This window comes from Myxococcaceae bacterium JPH2 (assembly GCA_016458225.1).
In the GTDB taxonomy this organism is placed as follows: domain Bacteria; phylum Myxococcota; class Myxococcia; order Myxococcales; family Myxococcaceae; genus Citreicoccus.
On sequence record JAEMGR010000013.1, the window covers coordinates 1 to 21,334 of the forward strand.

Annotated in this window: 14 protein-coding genes; 4 read left to right on the plus strand and 10 right to left on the minus strand. The window is 70.0% G+C overall.

What is annotated here, in order from left to right; all coding sequences use genetic code 11:
- The 7 genes from rho to JGU66_20465 form a co-directional block, all read right to left on the minus strand.
- Nucleotides 1–1,245 (minus strand): transcription termination factor Rho (gene rho / locus JGU66_20435; protein MBJ6763143.1); only part of this gene is annotated, 1,245 nt, incomplete at its 3' end.
- Nucleotides 1,246–1,485: 240 nt separating this feature from the next.
- The gene (sppA, locus tag JGU66_20440) at nucleotides 1,486–3,969 is read right to left on the minus strand and encodes a signal peptide peptidase SppA (GenBank protein MBJ6763144.1); all 2,484 of its coding nucleotides are present in this window, start codon (nucleotides 3,967–3,969) and stop codon (nucleotides 1,486–1,488) included.
- Nucleotides 3,970–4,017: 48 nt separating this feature from the next.
- Nucleotides 4,018–5,229 (minus strand): PEGA domain-containing protein, encoded by a 1,212-nt coding sequence (locus JGU66_20445; protein MBJ6763145.1) that lies wholly within the window; start codon nucleotides 5,227–5,229, stop codon nucleotides 4,018–4,020.
- 24 nt (nucleotides 5,230–5,253) lie between these two features.
- A complete protein-coding gene (locus JGU66_20450) occupies nucleotides 5,254–6,735 on the minus strand; it encodes a PEGA domain-containing protein (protein ID MBJ6763146.1) in 1,482 nt (493 codons plus the stop codon).
- Nucleotides 6,736–6,825: 90 nt separating this feature from the next.
- Complete coding sequence (locus JGU66_20455; protein ID MBJ6763147.1) at nucleotides 6,826–8,754, minus strand: type IIA DNA topoisomerase subunit B; 1,929 nt, start codon at nucleotides 8,752–8,754, stop codon at nucleotides 6,826–6,828.
- 12 nt (nucleotides 8,755–8,766) lie between these two features.
- Nucleotides 8,767–11,142 carry a DNA topoisomerase IV subunit A gene (locus JGU66_20460; GenBank protein ID MBJ6763148.1) on the minus strand — a complete coding sequence of 792 codons (2,376 nt, stop codon included), beginning with the start codon at nucleotides 11,140–11,142 and terminating at the stop codon, nucleotides 8,767–8,769.
- 295 nt (nucleotides 11,143–11,437) lie between these two features.
- A complete protein-coding gene (locus JGU66_20465) occupies nucleotides 11,438–12,136 on the minus strand; it encodes a hypothetical protein (GenBank protein MBJ6763149.1) in 699 nt (232 codons plus the stop codon).
- Between the two features lie 104 nt (nucleotides 12,137–12,240).
- Between JGU66_20465 and JGU66_20470 the strand changes: the two genes are divergently transcribed.
- Complete coding sequence (locus tag JGU66_20470; protein MBJ6763150.1) at nucleotides 12,241–12,900, plus strand: MBL fold metallo-hydrolase; 660 nt, start codon at nucleotides 12,241–12,243, stop codon at nucleotides 12,898–12,900.
- A gap of 441 nt (nucleotides 12,901–13,341) precedes the next feature.
- Here JGU66_20470 and JGU66_20475 read toward each other — a convergent pair whose 3' ends face one another.
- Entirely contained in the window at nucleotides 13,342–14,079 is a 738-nt protein-coding gene (locus tag JGU66_20475; GenBank protein ID MBJ6763151.1) for a M50 family metallopeptidase, read from the minus strand.
- Between the two features lie 121 nt (nucleotides 14,080–14,200).
- Between JGU66_20475 and JGU66_20480 the strand changes: the two genes are divergently transcribed.
- Both JGU66_20480 and JGU66_20485 read left to right on the plus strand, forming a co-directional pair.
- A complete protein-coding gene (locus JGU66_20480; GenBank protein ID MBJ6763152.1) occupies nucleotides 14,201–16,378 on the plus strand; it encodes a S46 family peptidase in 2,178 nt (725 codons plus the stop codon).
- On the plus strand, nucleotides 16,378–17,037 hold the full coding sequence (locus tag JGU66_20485; protein MBJ6763153.1) for a hypothetical protein: 660 nt from the start codon (nucleotides 16,378–16,380) through the stop codon (nucleotides 17,035–17,037). Before JGU66_20480 ends, JGU66_20485 begins: the two co-directional genes overlap by 1 nt.
- Nucleotides 17,038–17,050: 13 nt before the next feature.
- Here JGU66_20485 and JGU66_20490 read toward each other — a convergent pair whose 3' ends face one another.
- On the minus strand, nucleotides 17,051–17,560 hold the full coding sequence (locus tag JGU66_20490; protein MBJ6763154.1) for an RNA polymerase sigma factor: 510 nt from the start codon (nucleotides 17,558–17,560) through the stop codon (nucleotides 17,051–17,053).
- Nucleotides 17,561–17,841: 281 nt separating this feature from the next.
- On the opposite strand from JGU66_20490, the gene JGU66_20495 reads away from it, so the two are divergent.
- Nucleotides 17,842–19,854, plus strand: coding sequence for an APC family permease (locus tag JGU66_20495; protein ID MBJ6763155.1), 2,013 nt, complete (start codon nucleotides 17,842–17,844; stop codon nucleotides 19,852–19,854).
- A gap of 8 nt (nucleotides 19,855–19,862) precedes the next feature.
- On the opposite strand, the gene zwf is transcribed toward JGU66_20495, so the two are convergent.
- On the minus strand, nucleotides 19,863–21,332 hold the full coding sequence (zwf, locus tag JGU66_20500) for a glucose-6-phosphate dehydrogenase (GenBank protein ID MBJ6763156.1): 1,470 nt from the start codon (nucleotides 21,330–21,332) through the stop codon (nucleotides 19,863–19,865).
- Between the last annotated feature and the right edge of the window lie 2 nt (nucleotides 21,333–21,334).

Sequence of the window (21,334 nt, forward strand, 5' to 3'; positions counted from 1 at the left end):
CGAGCCGGCCTCTTCCGTCGCGCGCGCCGCGCCGAAGATGCGCTTGGGGCGCTCCAGGGCTCGGCTGTCCACGCCGCCCGTCATGGTGCGGCCCGAGCTGTCGACTTCCTTGTTGTAGGCGCGCGCCAGACGCGTGATGGAGTCCAGGAGGACGACCACGTCCTTGCCTGCTTCCACCAGGCGGCGAGCGCGCTCCAGCGCCAGCTCCGCGACCTTCAGGTGGTCCCCCGTGGGCCGGTCCGAGCTGGAGGCCAGCACCTCGGCCTTGATGCTCCGGCGCATGTCCGTCACTTCTTCGGGCCGCTCGTCGATGAGCAGCACCATGACGTGGCACTCGGGGTGGTTGGTGATGACGGCCTGGGCGATCCGCTGGAGCATGATCGTCTTGCCCGTCTTGGGCGGCGCGACGATGAGCGCGCGCTGTCCCTTGCCGATGGGAGAGATGAGATCCAACACCCGCGTCACCATCTCGCGGTGGCCGCTCTCCAGCTTCAGGCGCTCCAGCGGGTCCACCGACGTGAGGTCGGCGAAGTGGGGGAGGCGGGGCGCGGAGTCGAGCGGACGCCCGTCCACCGTGTCCACCTTCTGCACCATGCCCTTGTGCCCGCGCATCTGCGCGAACGCGGTCAGGTACTGGCCCTGACGCAGCCGCAGCTTCTGCACGAGGTTCTTGGGGAGCTCCGGGTCGTCCGGCGCCGGCAGCAGGTTGCGTTTCACCTGGCGCAGGAAGGCGTTGGGGCCCTTGGCTTCCGTGTCCAGCACGCCCTCCACCGGCGACAGGTTCTGCTGGGGCGCGGCCTGGCCTCCGCCGTGGTGCGGACGCTGCTGCGCCTGCTGCGGCTGGCCGCCTCCCTGCTGCTGCTGTTGCTGCTGCGGCGCCGGTTGTTGCTGCTGCTGTTGCTGCTGGGCCTGACGCTGCCGGTACTGCTCCAGCTCCTGCGGCGTGAGGAACACCTGCACCTGCTGGCCGTCCGGGCCCGCCTGCATGCGGTACGCCTGACCGTCCGGAGTGAACAGCACCTGGGCGCCACGACGACGGCGGCGGCGGCGGCGGCGGCGGCCGCTGGGCTGCCCGCCGGGGCCACCCGCCTGTGCGGGGCCTCCCGCGGGAGACTCGCCCTCATCGGGGCCGTCGTCGCCTTCGTCGTCACCCCCGTCGTCATCCGCGTCGTGGGGCGGAGGCGGTCGGGCCGCCGCGGGGGGCGGTGGGGGGACGCGGGGGTCGTTGTCGGGATTCTCGCTCATGAGGCTCCACGCTGCGCGTCTTGCGTGGGCGCTCCCGTAGGGAGGCCGGGGACGCCAGGAAGCAGGTTGGTGGGACAGGATGACGGACGCGGGGCCTTCGAGGAGGCCGAACCGCCCGTCCCTGGAGCACCCCGGCGGCCCGAGAGCCGGCCGGGAGGCATTCGCAACCCTAACAGAGGCCGGGGCCGGGGGCTCCCAGAATTTCGCGTTCCCGGCGTGCGTGTTCGGCGTCGGACCTCTTCAGTGCAAGGTGAGCGTGAAGGGGACCATGGCCTTGAGGCCCCCGCGCAGCACCTCGGGAGAGTCCAACCCCAGCTCGCGGGCGAGCGCGGACAGGGCTTCTGGGGGACCGGGGGGCGGGCGGGGGAGCAGCAGCCCCGCCAGCATGTGCACGCCCGGCTCTCCGTCCAGCCGAGACAGGAGCCCCTTGGCCCCGCCCATCACCACCACGTCCAGCTCCTCCGACGGCTTCACGCCTGCCCGCTTGCGCGCCGTGGCCTCGGCCTCGAAGAGACCGCCCATGGCATCCACGAGTCCGCGCGCCAGGGCGTCCTGGCCGCTCCACACGCGCCCGCGCGCGACCGAGTCGACCCGCGCCTTGTCCAGCTTCCGACGGGCCGCGACCTCGGTGATGAACACGTCGTAGGAGTCCTCGACCCACCGCTGCACCGCGGCCTGCTCGTCGGGCGTCCACGGTCGCCACGTGCCGAGCAGGTCCGCCATGGGGCCGCGCACGACGGTCTCCTCGTTGACGCCGAGCTTGGCGCCCAGCCCCTGCAGCGCGGGCTTGATGTAGTAGACGCCGATGCTGCCGGTGAGCGTGGTGGGCTCGGCGAGGATTTCGTCGGCGCCCACCGCGGCGTAGTAGCCGCCCGAGCCGGCCACGTCGCCCATGGAGGCGATGACGGGCTTGTGCTTCCGGGCCTCCAGCACCGCGCGGTAGATGAGGTCCGAGGCGAGCACGTCGCCGCCCGGCGAGTCCACGCGCACGACGATGGCGACGACGGACGGGTCATCCTGCGCCTCCTGCAGCCCGCGCAGCACCGTCTCCGCGCCCGCGATGCGCGCCAGCCCGAACGGGTCCTCGCGGCTGCTGCCCCCGGTGATGTCGCCCATCACCGGGACGATGGCGATGCGGCGGCGGTGGCCCCAGCGGTTCTCCCGCTCGTCGCGCGGGGAGTAGGTCGGGTCGAAGCGCGCGCCCGGGACCCACTCGGCGACGCGCGCGTCCAGCTCCGTGGCGGAGATGACGCCGTCCAGCAGGCCCGCGGCCAACGCGCGCCGAGGCGACAGCAACCCTTGCGCCCATGCGGCGCGCTGACGCTCGGGGGACAGCTTGCGCCCGGCCTCCACCGCCTGCTCGTAGTGCGCCACCTGCGTGTCGAGGTAGCCGTTGATGGTCTCTCGCTGCGCGGTGCTCAGGTCCGTGCGGGTGAACTGCTCAGGCGCGGTCTTGAACTCGCCCACGCGCGCCACGTCCCAGGTGACGCCCAGCTTCTCCATCGTGCCGCCCAGCGAAATCATGGACACGGCCAGCCCGTTGATGGGCAGCGACGCCTCCGTCAACGCGTACACCCCATCCGCCGAGGACGCGGCCAGGTAGGCCTTGTCGTCCGCGGACAGCAGCACCGCCACGACCTTCTTCCCCGCCACACGCAGCCGGAGGAACGCCTGGCGCAGCTCCTCCGCCGTGCCCCAGCCCACACCGGGCAGGCCCTCCATCTTCACCACCACGCCGCGCAGCCGCTCGTCGCGCGCGGCGAGGTCCAGGAAGCGCATCAGCCGCAGGTATGGGTCTGTCTCGCTGACGCCCAGCAGCGCGAGCGCCGGGCTCACGTTGCTGGACAGCGCGTCGTTGAGATCCAACAGCGTCACGATGCCGCCGGGCGTGCGAACGCCGCGGTAGCGCTCGCTGGAGAGCCGCACGGCAATCACATGGTCCAGCCCGTCATCCGAGCCGCCGAGCGCATACGTGAGGCCCGCGTGTCCCAGGTCCATGGTGGCGGACACCTGGAGCGCCAAGGGCACGCCGTGCTCGAAGCCGTGGGAGACGCCCGCGCCCACGCGCAGCCCGGGCACCATCTCCGCTTGGAGCGTGTACGTGGCCTGGCCTCGGCGGAACGCGCCCTCCGTGAAGCGCCAGTCGATGCCCAGCGTGTAGCGCTCGTCCAAGGGGCGCAGGCCCACGCCGAACCCGTAGCGACGCCGCAGCTTGAGCCCGTCCTCGTCCGGGGCGTTGAGTTCCTGGACCGTGGCCGCCAGGGACAGCGCGCGGTCAGGGCGAGCCGTCAGGCCCACATCCCAGGTGGACAGCCGGTCAATGCTCCGCGTGTCCGAGCTGAAGTCGTGGTACGCGAAGCCGAGCTTCAACGTGCGCGGCCCCAGCGAGAGTCCGAAGGACGTCTTGCGGTAGTCCGGCTCGCCGTGGCCGCGGATCCACTCGAGCGAGAAGCCCGCGCCCAGGCCCAGCAGTCGCGCGCCCAGGTAGACGCCATCTCCCAACGCGTCCCGGTCGACGTCGCGCTCGTGCAGGTAGAAGAGCTGCGCGGCGTCCATGAAGCCCAGGCCCGCCGGGTTGAGCGTCAGGGACGGAGCCTCGTCCGACAGCGCGATCCCCGTGGGGGGCAGCGTCACCCCGCGCGGCGGTACGGCGTCCTGGACGATGTCGCTCGTCTGGGCCAGCGCGAGCGACGGCAGCAGCGACAGCAGGGGTAGGAGGCGCATTCGCCCCGGGACTCTAGGCCGCGAGGCCCCCGGGACAAGCGCCGTCCATCACCATTCCTCGGTTCCCGACACCCCGTCGAGCGGGTCCTTGCCGGAACGCTTCTTCTCGGACTGTCGCGTGCGGCCACCGCGGTCCTCGGCGCCCCAGTCCTCGGTGCCCGCACGGCCCTCCAGCGGATCCGAGCTGCGCACGACCTTCTCGCCGCCCTCCACCGTGTTGACCATCTGGTTCACCACGCGCTCCATCTCCGACTTGAGCTGCCCGAACTCGTCGCCCTGGAGCACCATGCGCCGCGAGCCCAGGCGCTTGCCGGAGGCGGTGTCGAAGAGCGACACGGTCAGCTCGGACGTGCCGTCGCCCACCGCGCGCACCGTTCCCAGCAGCGCGCGGTCCAGCTTCAGCGACTTGCCCAGGTTCATCACCGCGGTGGAGTTCGGGACGTTGGTGCGGCCCACGTCCCCCGCCACCCGGTCGAGCTGCGCGTCATAGGCCTTGTACGCCGGGGTGGGGGACAGGTTCGCCATGACCTCCACGTCGTCCGGGGTGACTTCCATGACCTCGCCGTGTTGGCGGAAGCCCGGACGCTCGATGCGCACCAGGTGCTTGCCCACCGTCATCGCGGAGATGGTCAGCGGCGTGTAGCCCTGCGGCTCACCGTCCACGTACACGCGGGCGCCGGCCGGGCGTGACTTGATGTTCGCGCTGCCGCGAAGCTGCGAGGTGCGGCTCGTGGCGACCTGCACGCGCAGGGTGATGAAGTCCCGGCTGAAGCGCTTGGGATTGAGCTCGAAGGTCGGCGACAGGGCGATGAGGTCGATGATGGCCAGCTTCGCCTCTTCCACGTCGCCGCGAAGCTGGAGGATGGCGCCATAGAGCGCGAGCGAGTCGCACAGGGGCGAGCAGGAGCGCATGGCCGCCGTGGCCGTCTGCAGCTCCTTCATCGTCGCGCGGACCTTGTGCTCCGCGTCCTCGTAGTCCTTGGCGTCGAAGGACTTGACGCTCTCCTCGTAGCCCTTCTTCGCGCGCTGGAGGGATGCCTGGGCGGCCTCGTCATCCGGCAGGCCGAACAGGTCCGCCGACTTGCGCACCGAGAAGTTGGCGAACTGCCCGAGCGAGTCGCTCATGTAGCCCTCCATCTGCACGCTGGCCGACTCGGAGGGCGGATCCATCGGGATGAGGAGCGCCGCGGCGCGCTTGGGCGCGGTGGGGGTAGCGGCGAGCGCGAGGGCCGGGAGGAGGGCGAGCGCGAGGACTTTCATGGCTGGAATCCTGGCAGGGTGCTGTCAGAACGTCACGCCGCCCGGCATGCCGCTCACGGGGTTGAAGCCACGGCCCTTGTCCTGCGTCGCCACGAAGACGACTCCGGCGGCGACCGCCGCAGTGCCACCCACAGCCGCCCAGAACCAGGGCTTGCGCCACACAGCCGCGGACGCGGTGGGCGTCGGGCCGTCCACCGGGACGACCGGGCCGGTGAGGAAGGTGTGCACCTGGTCCGCGGCGTACGTCAGGCTGTGCTTGCCATCGCGCGCGGCCAGCTCCACCTCCAGGCCTCGCAGGCGGTTCTTCGTGCGCAGGTCCCACGCCTGCAGCTCGGATTGGAAGCGGCCCTTCTTGTCCTGGCTCACCGCGGCGAGCACCACGTAGCGCGCGCCCAGCCGCTCGGCGAGTGCGCCCACCTCGGGCGCCGCCACGTTCGCGTCGAAGGCTTGCGCGGTGGACGCGCGGGTGGCGGCCTCACGCAGCGCGGAGTGCGCCGGCGACGGCTCCAGCTTGGACTTCACGCTCGCCGGGCCCGCGGCCTTCACCTCCGTGTACGTGGCGTACGAGGTGTAGCCCGCGAGCTGCACCACCACCGGATAGCCGCCCGGGGGCAGCGTCACGCCCTTGAGCGGCGTGGTGCCCACCTCGCGACCGCGCACGAGCACCGTGGCGCCCTCGGGGATGGACTCCACCGTGAGCGTCCCCGGCGCCTGCTTGGCCAGCTCCGCCTGCGCCTCGGAGAACGCCTTCTGCACGTCCTGGCCGAAGAGGGCCGTGTCCGGCCGCGTCGTCGGCTCGGCCACCAGCGCGTGGGTGAAGGCGGTGCGGGCGCCGGGCATGTCGCCGTTGAGCAGCAGCGACGCGCCGAGCATCAGGTACGTCTCGCCCAGCTTCTCGGCGCGCATGTCCGCTGGCTGCTGGGTGTACGCGTCCGCGGCGGCCTTGAACTTGGCGGCGGCGGCCTCGGGGTCCAGGTTGTCGTAGGCGGAGCGGCCTTCATCGAAGAGCGCGTCGGCCTTGGGCGTCGGCATCGCCGGCGCGGGCGGGAAGGCCGAGGCCAGGCTCACGAACTCCACGTCGTTGCGCGAGCGCAGCATCCGCATCAGCTCGCCTTCGAGCTTGGCGGCGGCGTCCGCTGCCTGAGGCTGGCGCGCGGTGGCGAACAGCGCCACCTGGCTTGAGGCCACCGCGGGCACCGGCGCTTCCTTCACGCGCGAGGGCAGGGGCTCCGGCGTCTTCACGGGCGTGGCCACGGCCGGGGTCGTCTTCGTCGTGCTGGCGGGAGTCTTCGCCGGCGTCGAGGCGGGCTCCGCGAGCGGCTCCGAGGGCGTCACGCTCTCGGGTGGCTCGAAGGCCTCGGAAGACTCGGCGGCGGAGGGCTTGGTGGCCGACGGCTTCTTGGCGGACTTGGACGTCTTGGCGGTCTTGGCCGCCTTCGGCCGGCGCGTCCGGGAAGCGGCATCGGCGGAAGGAGCGCTCAGCGAGATCGCGAGCGCGAGGATCATTGCAAGGCGAGCGAAGGGCACGGCCGGCGATGCTAACCGACACGGGGGGCGGAAGACCATGGGCCTCCGACCGCCCCCCGGCCCCTTCCGCTAGACGTCCAGATCCTGGACCTCGCCGGCGCGCTCGGTGATGAACTTGTACCGAGCGCTGACGTCCTTGCCCATCAGGTCGTTGATGATGCGATCCGTCTCCAGCGGATCGTCAATGGTGACCCGCAGCGTGATGCGGTTCTTGGGGTCGAGCGTCGTCTCCTTCAGCTCGTCGGCCGTCATCTCGCCGAGTCCCTTGAACCGCATGATGTTGGGCTTGGAGTTGACGCGGCCCTTCTCGCGGATGATGCGGTCGCGGTCCGGCTCGTCCAGCGCCCAGTACGTCTCCTTGCCGATGTCCACCCGGTACAGGGGCGGCTGCGCGATGTGCACCGCGCCGCTGTCGATGAGTGGGCGCAGGTGTCGGTAGAAGAACGTCAACAACAGCGTGGCGATGTGGTGGCCGTCGCTGTCGGCGTCCATCAGCAGGAAGACCCGGCCGTAGCGCAGCTTGGACTTGTCGAACTCCGCGCCGATGCCGCAGCCCAGCGCGCTGACGATGTCCTGCAATTCGCGGTTGGTGGCGACCTTGTCCGTGGAGGCCTGCTCCGCGTTGAGCACCTTGCCGCGCAAGGGGAGGATGGCCTGGGTGCGCCTGTCCCGTCCCTGCTTGGCGGAGCCGCCTGCGGAGTCACCTTCCACGATGAACAGCTCGCTGACGCTCGGATCCGTGGATGAGCAGTCCGCCAGCTTGCCCGGCAGGTTGAGCCGGTGGCTCACCGCCGTCTTGCGCGTCACCGCCGCGGAAGCCGCGCGGCTGGCCTCGCGGGCCCGGGCCGCGATGATGATGCGCGCGAGCACCGTCTCCGCGATGGACTTGTTGTCGTTGAGCCACTTCTCCAGCGCCGGCCGGATGACGCCGTCCACCTGACCCGCCACCTCCGGGTTGTTGAGGCGGCCCTTCGTCTGGCCCTGGAACTGCGGCTCCACCACGTAGACGGACAGGATGGCGGTGAGGCCCTCGCGGATGTCCTCCGCGGTGAGCGTCACGCCCTTGGGCGTCAGGTCGTGCGTCTCGATGTAGTTGCGCACCGCCTTCACCACGGCGCTGCGCAGGCCCGCCTCGTGCGTGCCGCCCATGCCGGTGGGGATGCCGTTGACGTAGCTGCGGATGTGCTCGTCGGTGGCCTCCGTCCACGCCAGCGCCGCCTCCAGCCGCACCCCGTTGTCGCGCGAGTGATAGAAGGCCGCGCTGCCCTCGGGCACCATCGGCTTCTTGCGCTCCGTCACCACCTTGGTGAGGTACTCGGCGATGCCGCCGTCGTGCTTGTACGTGACGTGCACCACGGGGCTGGCCGTCTCGTCCTTCCAGACGACCGTCATGCCCTTGTGCAGGTAGCTCTTGGCCTCGAGCCGCTCGCGCACCAGCTCCGCGTCGAACTTGAGCTTCTCTCCGAAGATCTCCGGATCCGGCTCGAAGGTGATGGCCGTGCCGGTGCCGCGCGCCGCGCCATCCACCTTCAGCGCGGAGGTCGCCTTGCCGCGGGCGTACGTCTGGACGTGCTTCTTCCCGTCCTTCTTGATCTCCACCAACATCTTGCGCGAGAGCGCGTTCACTACCGAGCTGCCCACGCCGTGCAGACCGCCGGAGTGGATGTAGTTGCCCTGCTCGAACTTGCCGCCCGAGTGCAGCGTGGTGAGGATGACCTCGAGTGCCGGCTTCTTGAAGCGCGGCATGATGTCCACGGGGATGCCGCGCCCGTTGTCCACGACGGTGATGGTGCGCCCGTCCTTGTGGAGCGTGACTTCCACCGTGGTGGCGTAGCTGTTGATGACCTCGTCCACCGAGTTGTCGAGGATCTCCCACAGCAGGTGGTGATAGCCCGTGCTGTCGGTGCCCCCGATGTACATGGCCGGGCGCTTGCGCACCGGCTCCAGGCCCTCGAGGACCTGGATGTCCGCGCCTGTGTAGCTGTCCTTCTTCGCCATGGGGTCCTCCGACTAGTCCTTCTTCTCGGGGAGCGGCACGAAGGTGACGGGCCGGAGCACGTCCTTCACCGCGTCGCGCCGAGACATCTCGTGGCCCTTGCCGCCTCGTCCCGTCACTTCGTGCTTCGCGGGGGTGAGGTGCAGCTTGCGGCCCTTCTGGGTCTCGAACTCGAGCATCACGTCCTTCTGGTTCGGGGCCACGGCCAGGAAGTCCACCACCCGGTCGCCGTCCTCCACCTTGATGACGGTGACGCCCTTGCCGGGGCCGGCCAGCTCGTTGACCTCCGACACCTTGCACACGAGCGCGTGCGTCTTCTCCGTCAGCACGCCCAACAGGTCGCGATCGCCCACCGGCTGCGTGCCGATGATCTCATCGCCCTCGCCCGTCTTCGCGTAGCGCCGTCCGGCGCGCGTGGAGACCTCGGTGTGCGGCGCAAGAAGGAAGCGCAGGCCCAGGCCCTGCTTGGTGACGGCCACCAGCTTCTCCGGCTGATGCAGCCGCGAGTCCAGGGACAGGGCGCCCACCACGCGCTCGCCGTCGTCGAACTTGAAGAGCTTCTGCACCGGGTCGCCGTAGCCCGTGGACGCGGGCACGTCGTTGAAGCGCGTGACGTAGGCGGTGCCGAAGTTGCTGAGCAGCACCAGGTTCGCCTTCAGGCTGCCGGCGAGCACCGTCATCACCGCGTCGCCCTCGCGCAGGCGGGTGGTGGACGGGTCCTTCACCTCGCGCACGCGCTTGATCCACCCGTCGCGGGTGATGACCACGTGGGCGTCCTCGTCCGCGATGAACGCCTCCGCCGAGAACTCCATCTCCTCGGCTCCGGCGCCGCCGACGCGGGTGCGCCGCTTGTCCGCGTAGGGACGAATCTCGCCCAGCTCGTCCTTGACGGTGCCCCACAGCTTCTTCTTGTCCTTGAGCACGCCCTCGATGCGCTTGATCTCCGCGCGCTTCTCCTTGAGTTCCTTCTGGACGACGAGGATCTCCAGGCGGGCCAGCTTGTAGAGCTTCATCTCCAGGATGGCGTCCACCTGGAGCTCGTCCATCTTGAAGCGCGCCATCAACTTCTGCGCCGCGTCCTGCTTGCCCTCGGACTGGCGGATGATGCGGATGATCTCATCCAGCGCGTCGTAGGCCTTCTCGAAGCCCTCGAGGATGTGGACGCGCTTCTTCAGCTCGGCCAGCTCGTGCTGGAGCCGCCGCGTCACGATGTCGAAGCGGAAGTCCAGGAAGTACTGGAGGATGGTCTTGAGGTCCAACCGCTTGGGCGTGCCGACCTCGGGGTTCTCCGAGGGCACGAGGCACGTGAGGTTGACCGCGAAGTTCGTCTGGAGCGGGGTGTGCTTGTAGAGGTACGCCATCACCAGCTCGGGATTGGCGTCCTTCTTCAGCTCCAGGACGATGCGCACCTCCTTGGTGGACTCGTCGCGCACGTCGACGATGAGCGGCAGCTTCCGCTCGCGCACCAGGTCGCCAATCTTCGCGACCAGGGTGGACTTGTTCACCGTGTAGGGGATGGAGGTGACGATGATCTGCTGGCCGCCGCGCTTGAGCTCCTCGGTCTTCCACTCACCGCGGATGCGGACGCTGCCCTGGCCCGTCTCGTAGATTTCCCGCAGCTCGGGCTTGCTGTTGAGGATCTGCCCGCCGGTGGGGAAGTCCGGGCCCTTGATGAACTTGAGCAGGTCCTTGGTGGCCAGCGTGGGCGCGTCGATGAGGGCCATCAACGCGTCCAGCAGCTCGCCCAGGTGGTGGGGCGGGATGTTGGTGGCCATGCCCACGGCGATGCCCGTGGTGCCGTTCATCAGGAGCTGCGGCACGCGCGCCGGGATGACGATGGGCTCGTTGCGGGTGCCGTCGTAGCTGGGCCGGAAGTCGACCGTCTTGCTCTCCAGCTCGCGCAAGAGCTCCGTGGCCAGCTTCTCCAGGCGGCACTCGGTGTAGCGGTAGGCGGCGGCGAAGTCGCCGTCGAGCGAGCCGAAGTTTCCGTGCCCGTCCACCAGCGGGTAGCGCAGGGAGAAGTCCTGCGCCATGCGCACGAGCGCGTCGTAGATGGAGGCGTCGCCGTGCGGGTGGTAGCGACCCATGATGGCGCCGACGACCTGCGCGCACTTCTGGTACTTCGTGTCGAACGACAGGTTCAGGTCGTTCCACATTCCGTAGAGGATGCGGCGCTGCACCGGCTTCAGGCCGTCGCGCACGTCCGGGAGGGCGCGCGAGGTGATGACGGAGAGCGCGTAGTTGAGGTAGCGCCGGCGCGCTTCCTCGCCCAGGGACGCGGGCACCCCGTTGGCGTCACCGCCGCCGCCGCCGGACGCGGAGGAGCCGCCTCCGCCGCTGCCCGAGGCCCCCTGCTTCTTTCGCGTCTTCGTTTCGGCGTCTGCGAGCATGGTCATGGAATCCAGATGGGTCCGTTCCGTACCCAACGCGGTGGGCGCCTTCCGCACTCCGCAGGCTGGGTGGCACAACTCGATGAGGGCGGCGGAACTACCACGCCCCCCCGACATTGAGAACGAATTCGGGAGGTTGCGTCATCTCCGCGCAGTTTTGTCTGAACTTTTGTTCAGTTCTATCCGCCGACCGGACCCTCACGCAACCCCTGGGAATCCTGGGGAACAGGGGGCCCAGCGACCGGCCTGGGGGGCCGTCGCTGGGATGGCGCGAGGAGGGCGGAGCGTCGAGCCGCTACTTGGTGCCCGCGGCGGGGGCGCGGCTCCAGTTGCCGGCCTTGCCGCTCGTCTTGCCGTTGTTGTTGCCCTTGAAGATCTGCACGCTGCTGCCCGCCCCGCTGCCGAGCATGCCGGTGACGGTGCCCTGCACGGGCTTGGCTCCGGGCGGGTGGTAGATGACGCGGACCTTCCGGCCGGAGGGCAGGGTGGCGGTGGTGGCGTCCACGAGCACGTAGACGGTGTTGCCGTCCGACTGGACGCGCTCGGGGTCCTGGCGGTGGTTCAGCTCGGCGAGCAGCTCGCCGTCGTCCGCGCTCTTGGCCTCGTCTCCGAGCTGGCGCACCTTCACGCGCAGGAAGGCGGACGACGTGCCGCCTTCCTTGTAGTCGCGAGCGCCCTGGATGATGACGGCCAGGTCCGCGCCGTTCTCCGGCGCGCCGCTTCCCAGGCGCAGGCCCGTCTGGGGGTTGGCGTCCGTGTCGAGGAAGAGGGTGGCGTTGGCGCAGCGGTTCTTGCAGTCGTCGCCCCAGGGCAGCTTGTCGAAGCGCAAGCGCATGGCGAAGTCGCTGCCTTGCGGGCCCACGGTGGCGTCGGTGATGACGGGACGCTCCTCGTCCATGGGGGGCTTGTAGCGGAAGGTGACGCTCGATTTGCCCGCAGCGGCGGCGCTCCCACCGAGGAGCAGGGTACAGGCAAGCAGCGCGGGCAGACGAATCACGGGAGAGACCTCCTGGCGGGACGGGGGCAGGGGACGCATTCAAGTGGGAGCGGCCCGCGCCTTCAAGCCTTCCGCGTAGAGTGGGCCGATTGGAGGCGACCATGCCGACGCCGTACGTGCGCCAACTGAAGCTCGGGCCGATGGACAACTTCGTCTACCTCGTGGGGCCGGCGGACGGCGCCGAGGTCGTGGTGGTGGACCCGGCGTGGGACGTGCCGGCCATCGAGGCGGCGGTCGCGGCCGACGGCAAGCGCGTGGCGGGCGCGTTCATCTCTCACAGCCACTTCGACCACATGAACGGCCTGGGCGAGCTGCTCTCCCGCCACGATGTGCCCGTCTACGCGCAGGGCGCGGAGGTGGACTTCTCGCCCGAGCTTCGCGACGTGGGCGGTGACGCGTTGCAGCGGCTCGGCGCGGGGGACTCGGTGCTCGTGGGTGCCCGCGCGTTCCAGGCGCTGCACACGCCGGGTCATACACCGGGCTCGCACTGCCTGTTGGCCCAGGACGCGCTCGTGTCCGGGGACACGCTGTTCATCAGCGGGTGCGGCCGGTGCGACATGAAGGGCGGCAACCCGGAGGACATGTATCGCTCGCTGTCGCAGGTGCTCGGCAAGGTGCCGGACACGGCGCGGCTGTTCCCGGGCCATGACTACGCGGAGGTGCCCGTGGCCGGCATGGACCAGGTGCGCAAGTCGAACCCCTACTTCGCGTTCCCGGACGTGGCCTCGTTCGTCGCGTTCCGCATGCGCCCAAGGAAGTGAGGTCCGAGGATGCCCGGTGGCAAGCGTCTTCCACCCCCCGCGACGTGGCCCCAGCTCTGGATGCAGGTGGGCCTCTACGCGTTCATTGCGGCCGTCTTCCAGCTGGGCGGTGTGTTCTCTCTCGTGGGCTTCTTCCGCGGGCTTCATCGCAGGCCGGAGACGGTGGCTGTGGGCGTGGCCACTTCGGCCATGGCCCTCGCGGTCATGGCCGAGGTGGTCCGCATCTACCGCGCGGGGCCTCTGCCCCAACATCCCGAGGCCATCGCGTCCATGTCGGTGCCGCCGCGCCATTTCTTGATTCTGGCGACGATCCTCTTTGCTCCCCTGTCCGTCTTGTTCTGGTCGGGCATGCGACCGCTGGTCGTGATTCCCGTGGGCGGCTGGCTCTATGTGGCCTTCCGGCTGTGGCACGACCGAGGACTCCGCGCGGGCGGCTCGGGCTCAGGCCCTCCGGGCCCGGGGAACGGGCGGCATCTGCACGCCTCCCCTCGGCCGGGCGTGCAGGGACCAGTAGGCAAAGAGTCCCAGGAGCGCCACGGACAGCAGTGACCACACCGCGGCCCAGACGATGGACGGAACCCACGTGAGTTCGGCCAGCAGCGCCGCGTCGCTGTGCGCTCGCACCGCGCTGTTCCACAGGTCATCGCGCAAGTCGAACAGCACGTAGAGCGCGGTGAACGCCGCCAGGAACAGGTTCACCGCGTCCACCAGCCCGTCCGGCAGGAACCGCGCGCCCAGCGCCATCACCACGGCCGTGCCCAGGCAGAACATCAGCGTGAAGCCGTCGCCCGCGTAGAGAAACCCCATCACCGCCAGCCACACGCCCGCCGCGCCCAGCACCCACCGGCGCGCGTGGAACCGGAACGTGGCCAGCATCAGCAGCGAGCCCGCCACCGCGCTGCCCACATACCCCGCTGAGTACACCGCCACCTGGTTGAACACGCCTGGCGGCAGACGGGACAGGCAGGCGCCGGACTCGTTGGCCGCCAGGTGGATGCGATCCACCGAGCCCCCCACGAGCAGCGTGGCGAGCGCGTGGCCGCTCTCATGCATCATCACCACCAGCAGCTTCAGGGGCCACAACACCGGCGAGTCCCAGAAATACCAGGACACTCCCAGCAGCAGGAGCAAGAGGGTCATCCGTCCCAGGTCCAGCGTGGCTCCGCTCGCGGTTCGCATCTCGGTTGCTCCCTCCCCTGGACACGGGAACTCCTAAGTCCGGTCCATCTTCCGCGAAAACGGCTCGCCGCGTACTGGAGGAGTCGCGTGCGGGCGGCGGACGGGGTAGGGAGGGAGGACCATGAAGAAGACGCTCCTTCTCCTCTCGCTCGTGGCTGCCCCAGCGCTCGCTGGGGAAGGGAAGTGGACCCCGCAGCAGGTCCTGGAACTGGACCCTGCGTGGCTCAAGGCCCAGGGCCTTCAGCTTCCTCCCAAGAAGTTGTGGGATCCCCAGCGCGGCACGGGCCTGCTGGCGGGCACGGTGAACACCGGTGGGTGTTCCGGCTCCTTCATCTCCGGCACGGGCCTCATCATCACCAACCACCACTGCGCCTTCTCCATCGTCCAGGAGCACAGCAGCCCGCAGAAGGACCTCATCACGCAGGGCTTCCTCGCCAAGGAGCGCTCGGATGAGCTGCCCGGCAAGGGCTCTCGCGTGCAGGTGCCTCGGGCCTTCAAGGACGTGACGGCGGAGGTGCTCGCCGCGGTGCCCGCCGGCGCGGATGATCTCACGCGTTACAAGGCCATCGACCGCAAGCAGAAGGAGCTGGTCGCCGAGTGCGAGAAGCGCCCGGCCACGCGCTGCCAGGTCGCGACGTTCGACGGCGGCGTCAACTACACGCTGGTGGACGCGGTGGAGCTGCAGGACGTGCGGCTCGTCTACGCGCCGCCGCGCGAGGTGGGCGAGTACGGCGGCGAAGAGGACAACTGGATGTGGCCGCGCCACACCGGCGACTTCGCCATCATCCGCGCGTACACCGCGCCGGATGGCAGCTCCGCGCCGTACAGCGACAAGAACGTGCCCTACAAGGCGGAGTTCTTCTTCCCGCTGGCCACCCAGGGCGTCAAGCCGGGCGACTTCGTGATGGTGCTGGGCTACCCGGGCACCACGTTCCGCACGCTGCTGGCGGACGAGATGGCCGAGCGCGAGGCGCGCTTCTACCCGAAGGTGCGCGACGTCGTGGGCGAGGCCATCCGCATCATGGAGTCCGAGGGAGAGAAGGACGCGGCGGGGAAGATCGCCGTGGCCTCGGTGGTGAAGGGCCTGAACAACTTCTACAAGAACTCGGGCGGGCAGCTCGCGGGCCTCAAGCGCGGCCACATCGTGGAGAAGCAGCACGCGGCCGAGGAGGCCGTGGTGTCGTGGGCCGAGAAGGGCGGCGCCAAGTGGGTGGAGTCCCTCCAGGCTCGCGAGGCGCTGCTCGCGGAAGGACGCGCGTCGGCGAAGACCTTCGAGCGCGAGTTCCTCCTGTCCATGTCGGGACGACTGGCGCGCAGCACGGCGCTGGCCACGACGGTGGCTCGGCTTGCCCAGGAGCGCGCCAAGCCGGACATGGAGCGGCGCCCCGAGTACATGGACCGCGAGCTGCCGCGCATCAAGGACCGGCTGGAGCGCGAGCAGAAGAACCTCTTCCTCACCGCGGACAAGAAGGTGCTGTTCGCCTTCGTCAAGCGCGCGCAGGCGCTGGGCCCCGACGAGCGCATCGCCTCCATCGACACGCACTTCGGCAAGGCCTCGACCGACGCGGAGCTGACCGCGCGCATCGATGCCCTCTATGCGCAGACCAAGGTGCTCACGCTGGACGAGCGCCTGAAGATGGTGGGCGAGAGCGTGGCGCAGCTCGAGGCGCGCAAGGATCCGCTGCTCGCCTTCGGCCTGGATTTGGCGAAGGAGCAGGCCGCGCTGGATGACCTGAAGGACCGTCGCCAGGGGGCCATGTCGCGGCTGCGGCCGGCGTGGCGCAAGGCGGTGATGGCGCACGCGGGCAAGCCGGTGGCGCCGGACGCCAACAGCACCCTGCGCGTCACGTTCGCCAAGGTGCAGGGCTACTCGCCGCGCGACGGCGTCATCTACACGCCGCAGACGACGCTGACTGGCATGCTGGAGAAGCACACGGGCCAGGAGCCGTTCAACGCGCCGGAGAAGGTCCGCGCGGTGGCCGAGGCGAAGCGCTTTGGCGCCTGGGCGGATCCCCGCCTCAAGGACGTTCCGGTGGACTTCCTCGCGGACGCGGACACCACGGGCGGCAACTCGGGCAGCCCCACCGTCAACGGCAAGGGCCAGCTCGTGGGCGTCAACTTCGACCGCGTCTGGGAGAACGTGGCCAACGATTTCGGCTACAACCCCGACGTGGCGCGCAACGTGAGCGTGGACGTGCGCTACGTGCTGTGGATGTTGGATCAGGTGGAGGACGCCGACGGACTGCTGCGCGAGCTGGGCGTGCGCAAGGGGTCGCCGGTGGCGAAGGAGACGCGCTGATGGCGGATGCGACGGATGGACTGCCCACGCTGCCGACGTTCCGACCCGAGGAGCAGGTCTGCGGCAACTGCAAGCTGTGGAGCCCGCACTCGGTGGATCACCGAGGGTGGGTGGGGCCGTGTCGGCTCCAACCCCAGCGTGGGCTGTATCCTCCGTCGGCCCCCATTTGCGACAAGTACGCGCCTCGGGGCACCGCGGTGGCCCCGACGGCGCAGTCTGGAGCCGGGCGTGAGCGCACGGCCCGGACCGTGGCGCCCGTCATCATCCGGCGCCGCGTGGACCCGAACGAAGCGGTGGACCTGGAAGGGTTGAGCATGACGCGTGAAGAGCTGATGGACATCTTCCGGGAGGCCTCCGGTCTGGCCGATGCGCCGCCGCTGGCCAACAAGTGGGAGGGCGGCACGGTGCGCCTCGTCCCTGGCAACCCGGAGCTGCAGGCCAAGGACCTTCCCATCGACAACTTGTTCCACAAGGTCGTGATGATTCGCGACCGGCTGCGCGTGCTGGAGCAGAAGCTCAACGCGCACCCGAAGTTGTCGGACGCGGAGAAGGTGGAGATGCAGAGCTACGTCACGCGCGTGTACGGCTCGCTCACCAGCTTCAACATCCTGTTCAAGGAGAAGGGCGACCAGTTCGTCGGCAGCAAGGGCGACGAGTAGCGCCGCGTCGTCGTCACGGCTGCTGTCCGCGCTCCTCCATCACCGCGAGGGCGCGGATCCGTCCCCGGTGCAGGGCGCTCTTCACCGTGCCCTCCGGAATCTGGAGCAGCCGCGCAATCTCCGGGTAGCTCAGGCCGCGCTCCTCGCGCAGGTAGAGCACCTGGCGCTGCTGCGCGTTGACCTCCTCCAGCGCCTCGTGGAAGTGGCGCTGCATCTGCGCGCCCACGGCCTGGGCCTCGGGGGACGCGACTTCTTGAGGCTCATGTCCGAGTCGCTCACGACGCCGGCGCGCGCGCAGCCAGTTGATGCTGCTGTTCACCATCACCCGATGCAGCCACGTGGTCCATGCCGCGCGTCCGCCGAACCCTGGAGTCCGGCGCGCCAGACGGGAGAAGACGTCCTGCACCACGTCCTCCGCGTCGTCGATGTCCCCGACGATGCGCCGGGCGATGGCCAGCGCGCGGGGACGGTGCTCGGCATACAGCTCGGAGAGAGCGGGCAGCGGGATGAGGGCGGCTTGCATCATGCGTGGGGGTCTCCTCTGTTCCCCCGATGAGGGCTTGGGGGTTGGAACGCACGAGCGCCTGGAAGGGTCTAACGGCCCCGAGGGGTCACGCTCGGGGCTGCGTGCGACGGTGGGCTCGTCCCGCAGGGTGGGGGGACGTGGCGGAGGACTCCCTGCATGCCCCGTCGCGTGCCTGACGAGGAGGCGGGCGACGGGGCTGCTCGTCAGCGGGCGCGCGCCGGGGGGGGCCCCAGCTTGTCGTGGGCGCGCCGCGTGGCGTGCGGGCGAGGGAGGGACGGATGGAGCGCGCGGCCGACCCGGAGCGAGGGGGGCACCGAGCCCCAGGACGACGACTCCGACGACGGAGGCACTCGGGCGTCCTCGACTTTCTCTTGGGGAGGCCGCTCTCCACGGCCCAGGCGCTGCACGAGCGCATCGGCATCGTGGCGGGCGTGGCGCTGCTGGGGCTGGACGCGCTGTCGTCCGCGGCCTACGGCCCCGAGGCCGCGCTCACCGTGCTGCGTCCGCTGGGGACCCAGGGCGTGTGGCTGTTGCTGCCGGTGGTGGCGTGCATCATCGGCCTGCTGATGATGGTCGCCAGCTCGTACATGCAGACCATCGCGGCCTACCCCCACGGCGGCGGCGCGTACACCGTGGCTCGCGAGAACCTGGGGCAAGGAGCAGGACGGCTGGCGGCGTCGGCCCTCATGCTCGACTACGTGCTCAACGTCGCGGTGGGTATCTCCGCGGGCGTGGGCGCGCTCGTGTCCGTCTTCCCCGGGCTGCACGCGTACACGCTCGCGCTCACGCTGGGGCTGCTCGCGCTGCTCACGCTCATCAACCTGCGCGGCGTGCGCGAGGCCGGCGCCGTGTTCGTGCTCCCCACCTGGCTGTTCATCGCCGCGCTGGTCACGACGCTGGGCGTGGGCGCGCTCCAGATGCTGACCCACGGAGGCCATCCGCTCGTGGAGGTGCCACCGCCGTCGCTGCCCGCGCCCACGAGCGCTGCCACCGTATGGCTGGTGCTGCGCGCGTTCGCCAGTGGCTGCACGGCCATGACGGGCGTGGAGGCCATCAGCAACGGTGTCCCGCTGTTCCGCGACCCCTCCATTCGTCGTGCGCGCACCACGCTCGCGCTCATCGTCGGCACCCTCGTGTTGCTGTTGGCGGGCGTGGCCGTGCTGTGCCGCGCCTATGGCGTGGGCGCCACCGTGCCGGGCTCTTCGAGCTACCAGAGCGTGTTGTCTCAGCTCATCGGCGCGGTGATGGGGCGCGGCGCCTTCTACTACGGCGCCATGGCGACCATTCTCGCGGTGCTCTCGCTGTCCGCCAACACGAGCTTCGCGGACTTCCCGCGCGTGTGCCGCCTGCTGGCCCAGGACCGGAACCTCCCGGTGCCGTTCGCGCATCGGGGCCGGCGGCTCGTGTTCTCCTACGGCATTCTCACGCTCGCGGTGCTGGCGGCCGTCCTCCTCATCGTCTGCCAAGGCATCACGGATCGCCTCATCCCGCTGTTCGCCATGGGCGCGCTGCTGGCCTTCACCTTGTCGCAGCTCGGCATGGTGGTGCATTGGAACCGCCACCGGGCGCAGGTGGGGTGGCAATGGCGGCGCGCGGTCAATGGCGTGGGCGCGACACTGACCGCGCTCACGCTGCTCATCGTCGGCGTGTCCAAGTTCGCCGAGGGCGGCTGGGCCGCGCTCCTGCTCATCCCGCTGGGCGTCCTGCTCTTCTCTCGCTTTCACGCGGCCTACGCGCGCATGGCCCGCGCGACCGGGCTGCAGCGCCCCATTCGCCTGCCCGCCACGTCATCCTTCATCGTCGTCGTTCCGGTGGACCGCTGGTCGCACGCGTCCGAGGCGGCGCTGTGCTTCGCGCTGGAGCTCAGCCAGGACGTCCACGCGGTGCACGTGTGCACGGGCGAGGACGCGGAGGCGGAGCTGAGCGCCGCGTGGCGCAACTACGTGGAGGGCCCCATGGCCGCGGCAGGACGCGAGCCTCCGCGCCTGGTCCATGTCCCGTCTCCGTATCGCGGCGTGGTGTGGCCGCTCCTGGACCATGTGGACTCGCTGCTGGAGCAAGCGCCGCATCGCACCGTGGTGGTGGTGCTGCCCGAGCTGTTGGAGCGTCGATGGTTCCTCTCCGCGCTCTACGGACATCGCTCCGAGGTGCTGCGCAGCGCGCTCCTCATGAGCGACGAGCGGCGGCTCGTGGTGACCAGCGTGCCTTGGTACCTGCCCAGCGCGGACCGGCCCGAGCCTCACTCCGCCTGGTGGGGTGCCTCCCCCGGCGACGAGGCCCCTTCCCACTGAGGCCCGGGCTACACCGTCTGCGGGGCGTGCTCGTGCGTGGACTCGCGCGAGCGCACCTCGTGGGGCTCGCTCATCCGCGCCTGCGCGGCGTAGCTGGACAGGTCGGGCTGGCGCATGTCGTGCCACCGGGTGTCCGGAGCGATGAGCGCATCCGCCTCCGACGGGCCCCAGGTGCCAGGCGTGTACAGATGCAACGGCGTCACATCTCCGAGGACGGAGTCCACCACGCGCCAGGCCTGCTCCACCGCGTCCTGCCGCGCGAAGAGGGACGAGTCGCCGCGCATCGCGTCCCCGAGCAGCCGCTCATAGGGTTCCTTCTGCGCGCCTCGGTTGCGCAGGGCGATGAGTTCCACGTCCTCGCCCACCATGGCCTCGCCTGGGCGCTTGGTGCGCGCGCCGATGGAGATGAGCACGTCGGGCCCCAGCCGGAAGCGCACGAAGTCCGGCGTGCCGGGGTGGCCGTTGTCGAAGATGGGGTAGGGCGGGCGCTTGAACTCCACGCGCACCTCCGTGGCCGTCACCGGCAGGCACTTGCCCGCGCGCAGATAGAAGGGCACGCCGGCCCAGCGCCACGAGTCGATGTGCAATCGCACCGCGGCGAACGTCTCCACGTTGGAGGTGGGCGACACGCCCGGCTCGCGGCGGTAGTCGGTGAACTGGCCGCGCACCACGTCATCGGGCCCCAGCGCGACCATGTGACGGAAGACGCGGCTGCGCTCGTCTCGGATGTCCTCGGGGGACGGGCCCGCGGGAGGCTCCATGGCCAAGAGCGCCACCACCTGGAGCAGGTGGTTCTGCACCACGTCGCGCATCGCGCCCACCTGCTCGTAGAACGAGCCGCGCCCCTGCACGCCAATGCTCTCCGCCAGCGTGATTTGCACGCTGCTGACGTACTGGCGGTTCCACACCGGCTCCAGGAACGAGTTGGCGAAGCGGAAGAAGAGCAGGTTCAGCACCGGCTCCTTCCCGAGGAAGTGGTCGATGCGGAAGATGGCCTCCTCGGGCAGGAAGCGGTGCAGTTCCAGGTTGAGCGCGCGCGCCGAGGTCAAATCCCTTCCGAAGGGCTTCTCCACCACCACGCGCCCATTGGCGAGCGCGCCCGCGTGCGCGAGTCCCTCCACCACGACGGCGAAGAGCGCTGGCGGAATGGCGAAGTAGTGCAGCGGGCACGTGGCCCCGTCCATCGCGGCCTTCACCCGCGCGTACGTGTCGGGCGAGCGGTAGTCCCCGTCCACGTAGCGCAGCAGCGAGCACAGCTTGGGGAAGGCCACGGGGTCCACTCCGCCGTGGGCCATGATGCTGTCGCGGGCGCGCTGGCGCAGGTGCTCCAACGTCCATCCGGACTTGGCCACGCCGATGACGGGACACGACAGCCGTCCCGCGCGTACCAGGGCCTGGAGGGCAGGGAAGATTTTCTTGTACGCCAGGTCACCCGTGGCGCCGAAGAAGACGAGGGCATCGGACAGGAGTTCAGCCATGG

Excerpts from the sequence above, each read along its gene's own strand:
- sppA (MBJ6763144.1), bottom strand. The coding sequence starts at position 3,969 with ATGCGCCTCCTACCCCTGCTGTCGCTGCTGCCGTCGCTCGCGCTGGCC.
- JGU66_20445 (MBJ6763145.1), bottom strand. The coding sequence starts at position 5,229 with ATGAAAGTCCTCGCGCTCGCCCTCCTCCCGGCCCTCGCGCTCGCCGCT.
- JGU66_20450 (MBJ6763146.1), bottom strand. The coding sequence starts at position 6,735 with ATGATCCTCGCGCTCGCGATCTCGCTGAGCGCTCCTTCCGCCGATGCC.
- JGU66_20455 (MBJ6763147.1), bottom strand. The coding sequence starts at position 8,754 with ATGGCGAAGAAGGACAGCTACACAGGCGCGGACATCCAGGTCCTCGAG.
- JGU66_20460 (MBJ6763148.1), bottom strand. The coding sequence starts at position 11,142 with ATGCTCGCAGACGCCGAAACGAAGACGCGAAAGAAGCAGGGGGCCTCG.
- JGU66_20470 (MBJ6763150.1), top strand. The coding sequence starts at position 12,241 with ATGCCGACGCCGTACGTGCGCCAACTGAAGCTCGGGCCGATGGACAAC.
- JGU66_20475 (MBJ6763151.1), bottom strand. The coding sequence starts at position 14,079 with ATGCGAACCGCGAGCGGAGCCACGCTGGACCTGGGACGGATGACCCTC.
- JGU66_20480 (MBJ6763152.1), top strand. The coding sequence starts at position 14,201 with ATGAAGAAGACGCTCCTTCTCCTCTCGCTCGTGGCTGCCCCAGCGCTC.
- JGU66_20485 (MBJ6763153.1), top strand. The coding sequence starts at position 16,378 with ATGGCGGATGCGACGGATGGACTGCCCACGCTGCCGACGTTCCGACCC.
- JGU66_20490 (MBJ6763154.1), bottom strand. The coding sequence starts at position 17,560 with ATGCAAGCCGCCCTCATCCCGCTGCCCGCTCTCTCCGAGCTGTATGCC.
- JGU66_20495 (MBJ6763155.1), top strand. The coding sequence starts at position 17,842 with ATGGAGCGCGCGGCCGACCCGGAGCGAGGGGGGCACCGAGCCCCAGGA.
- zwf (MBJ6763156.1), bottom strand. The coding sequence starts at position 21,332 with ATGGCTGAACTCCTGTCCGATGCCCTCGTCTTCTTCGGCGCCACGGGT.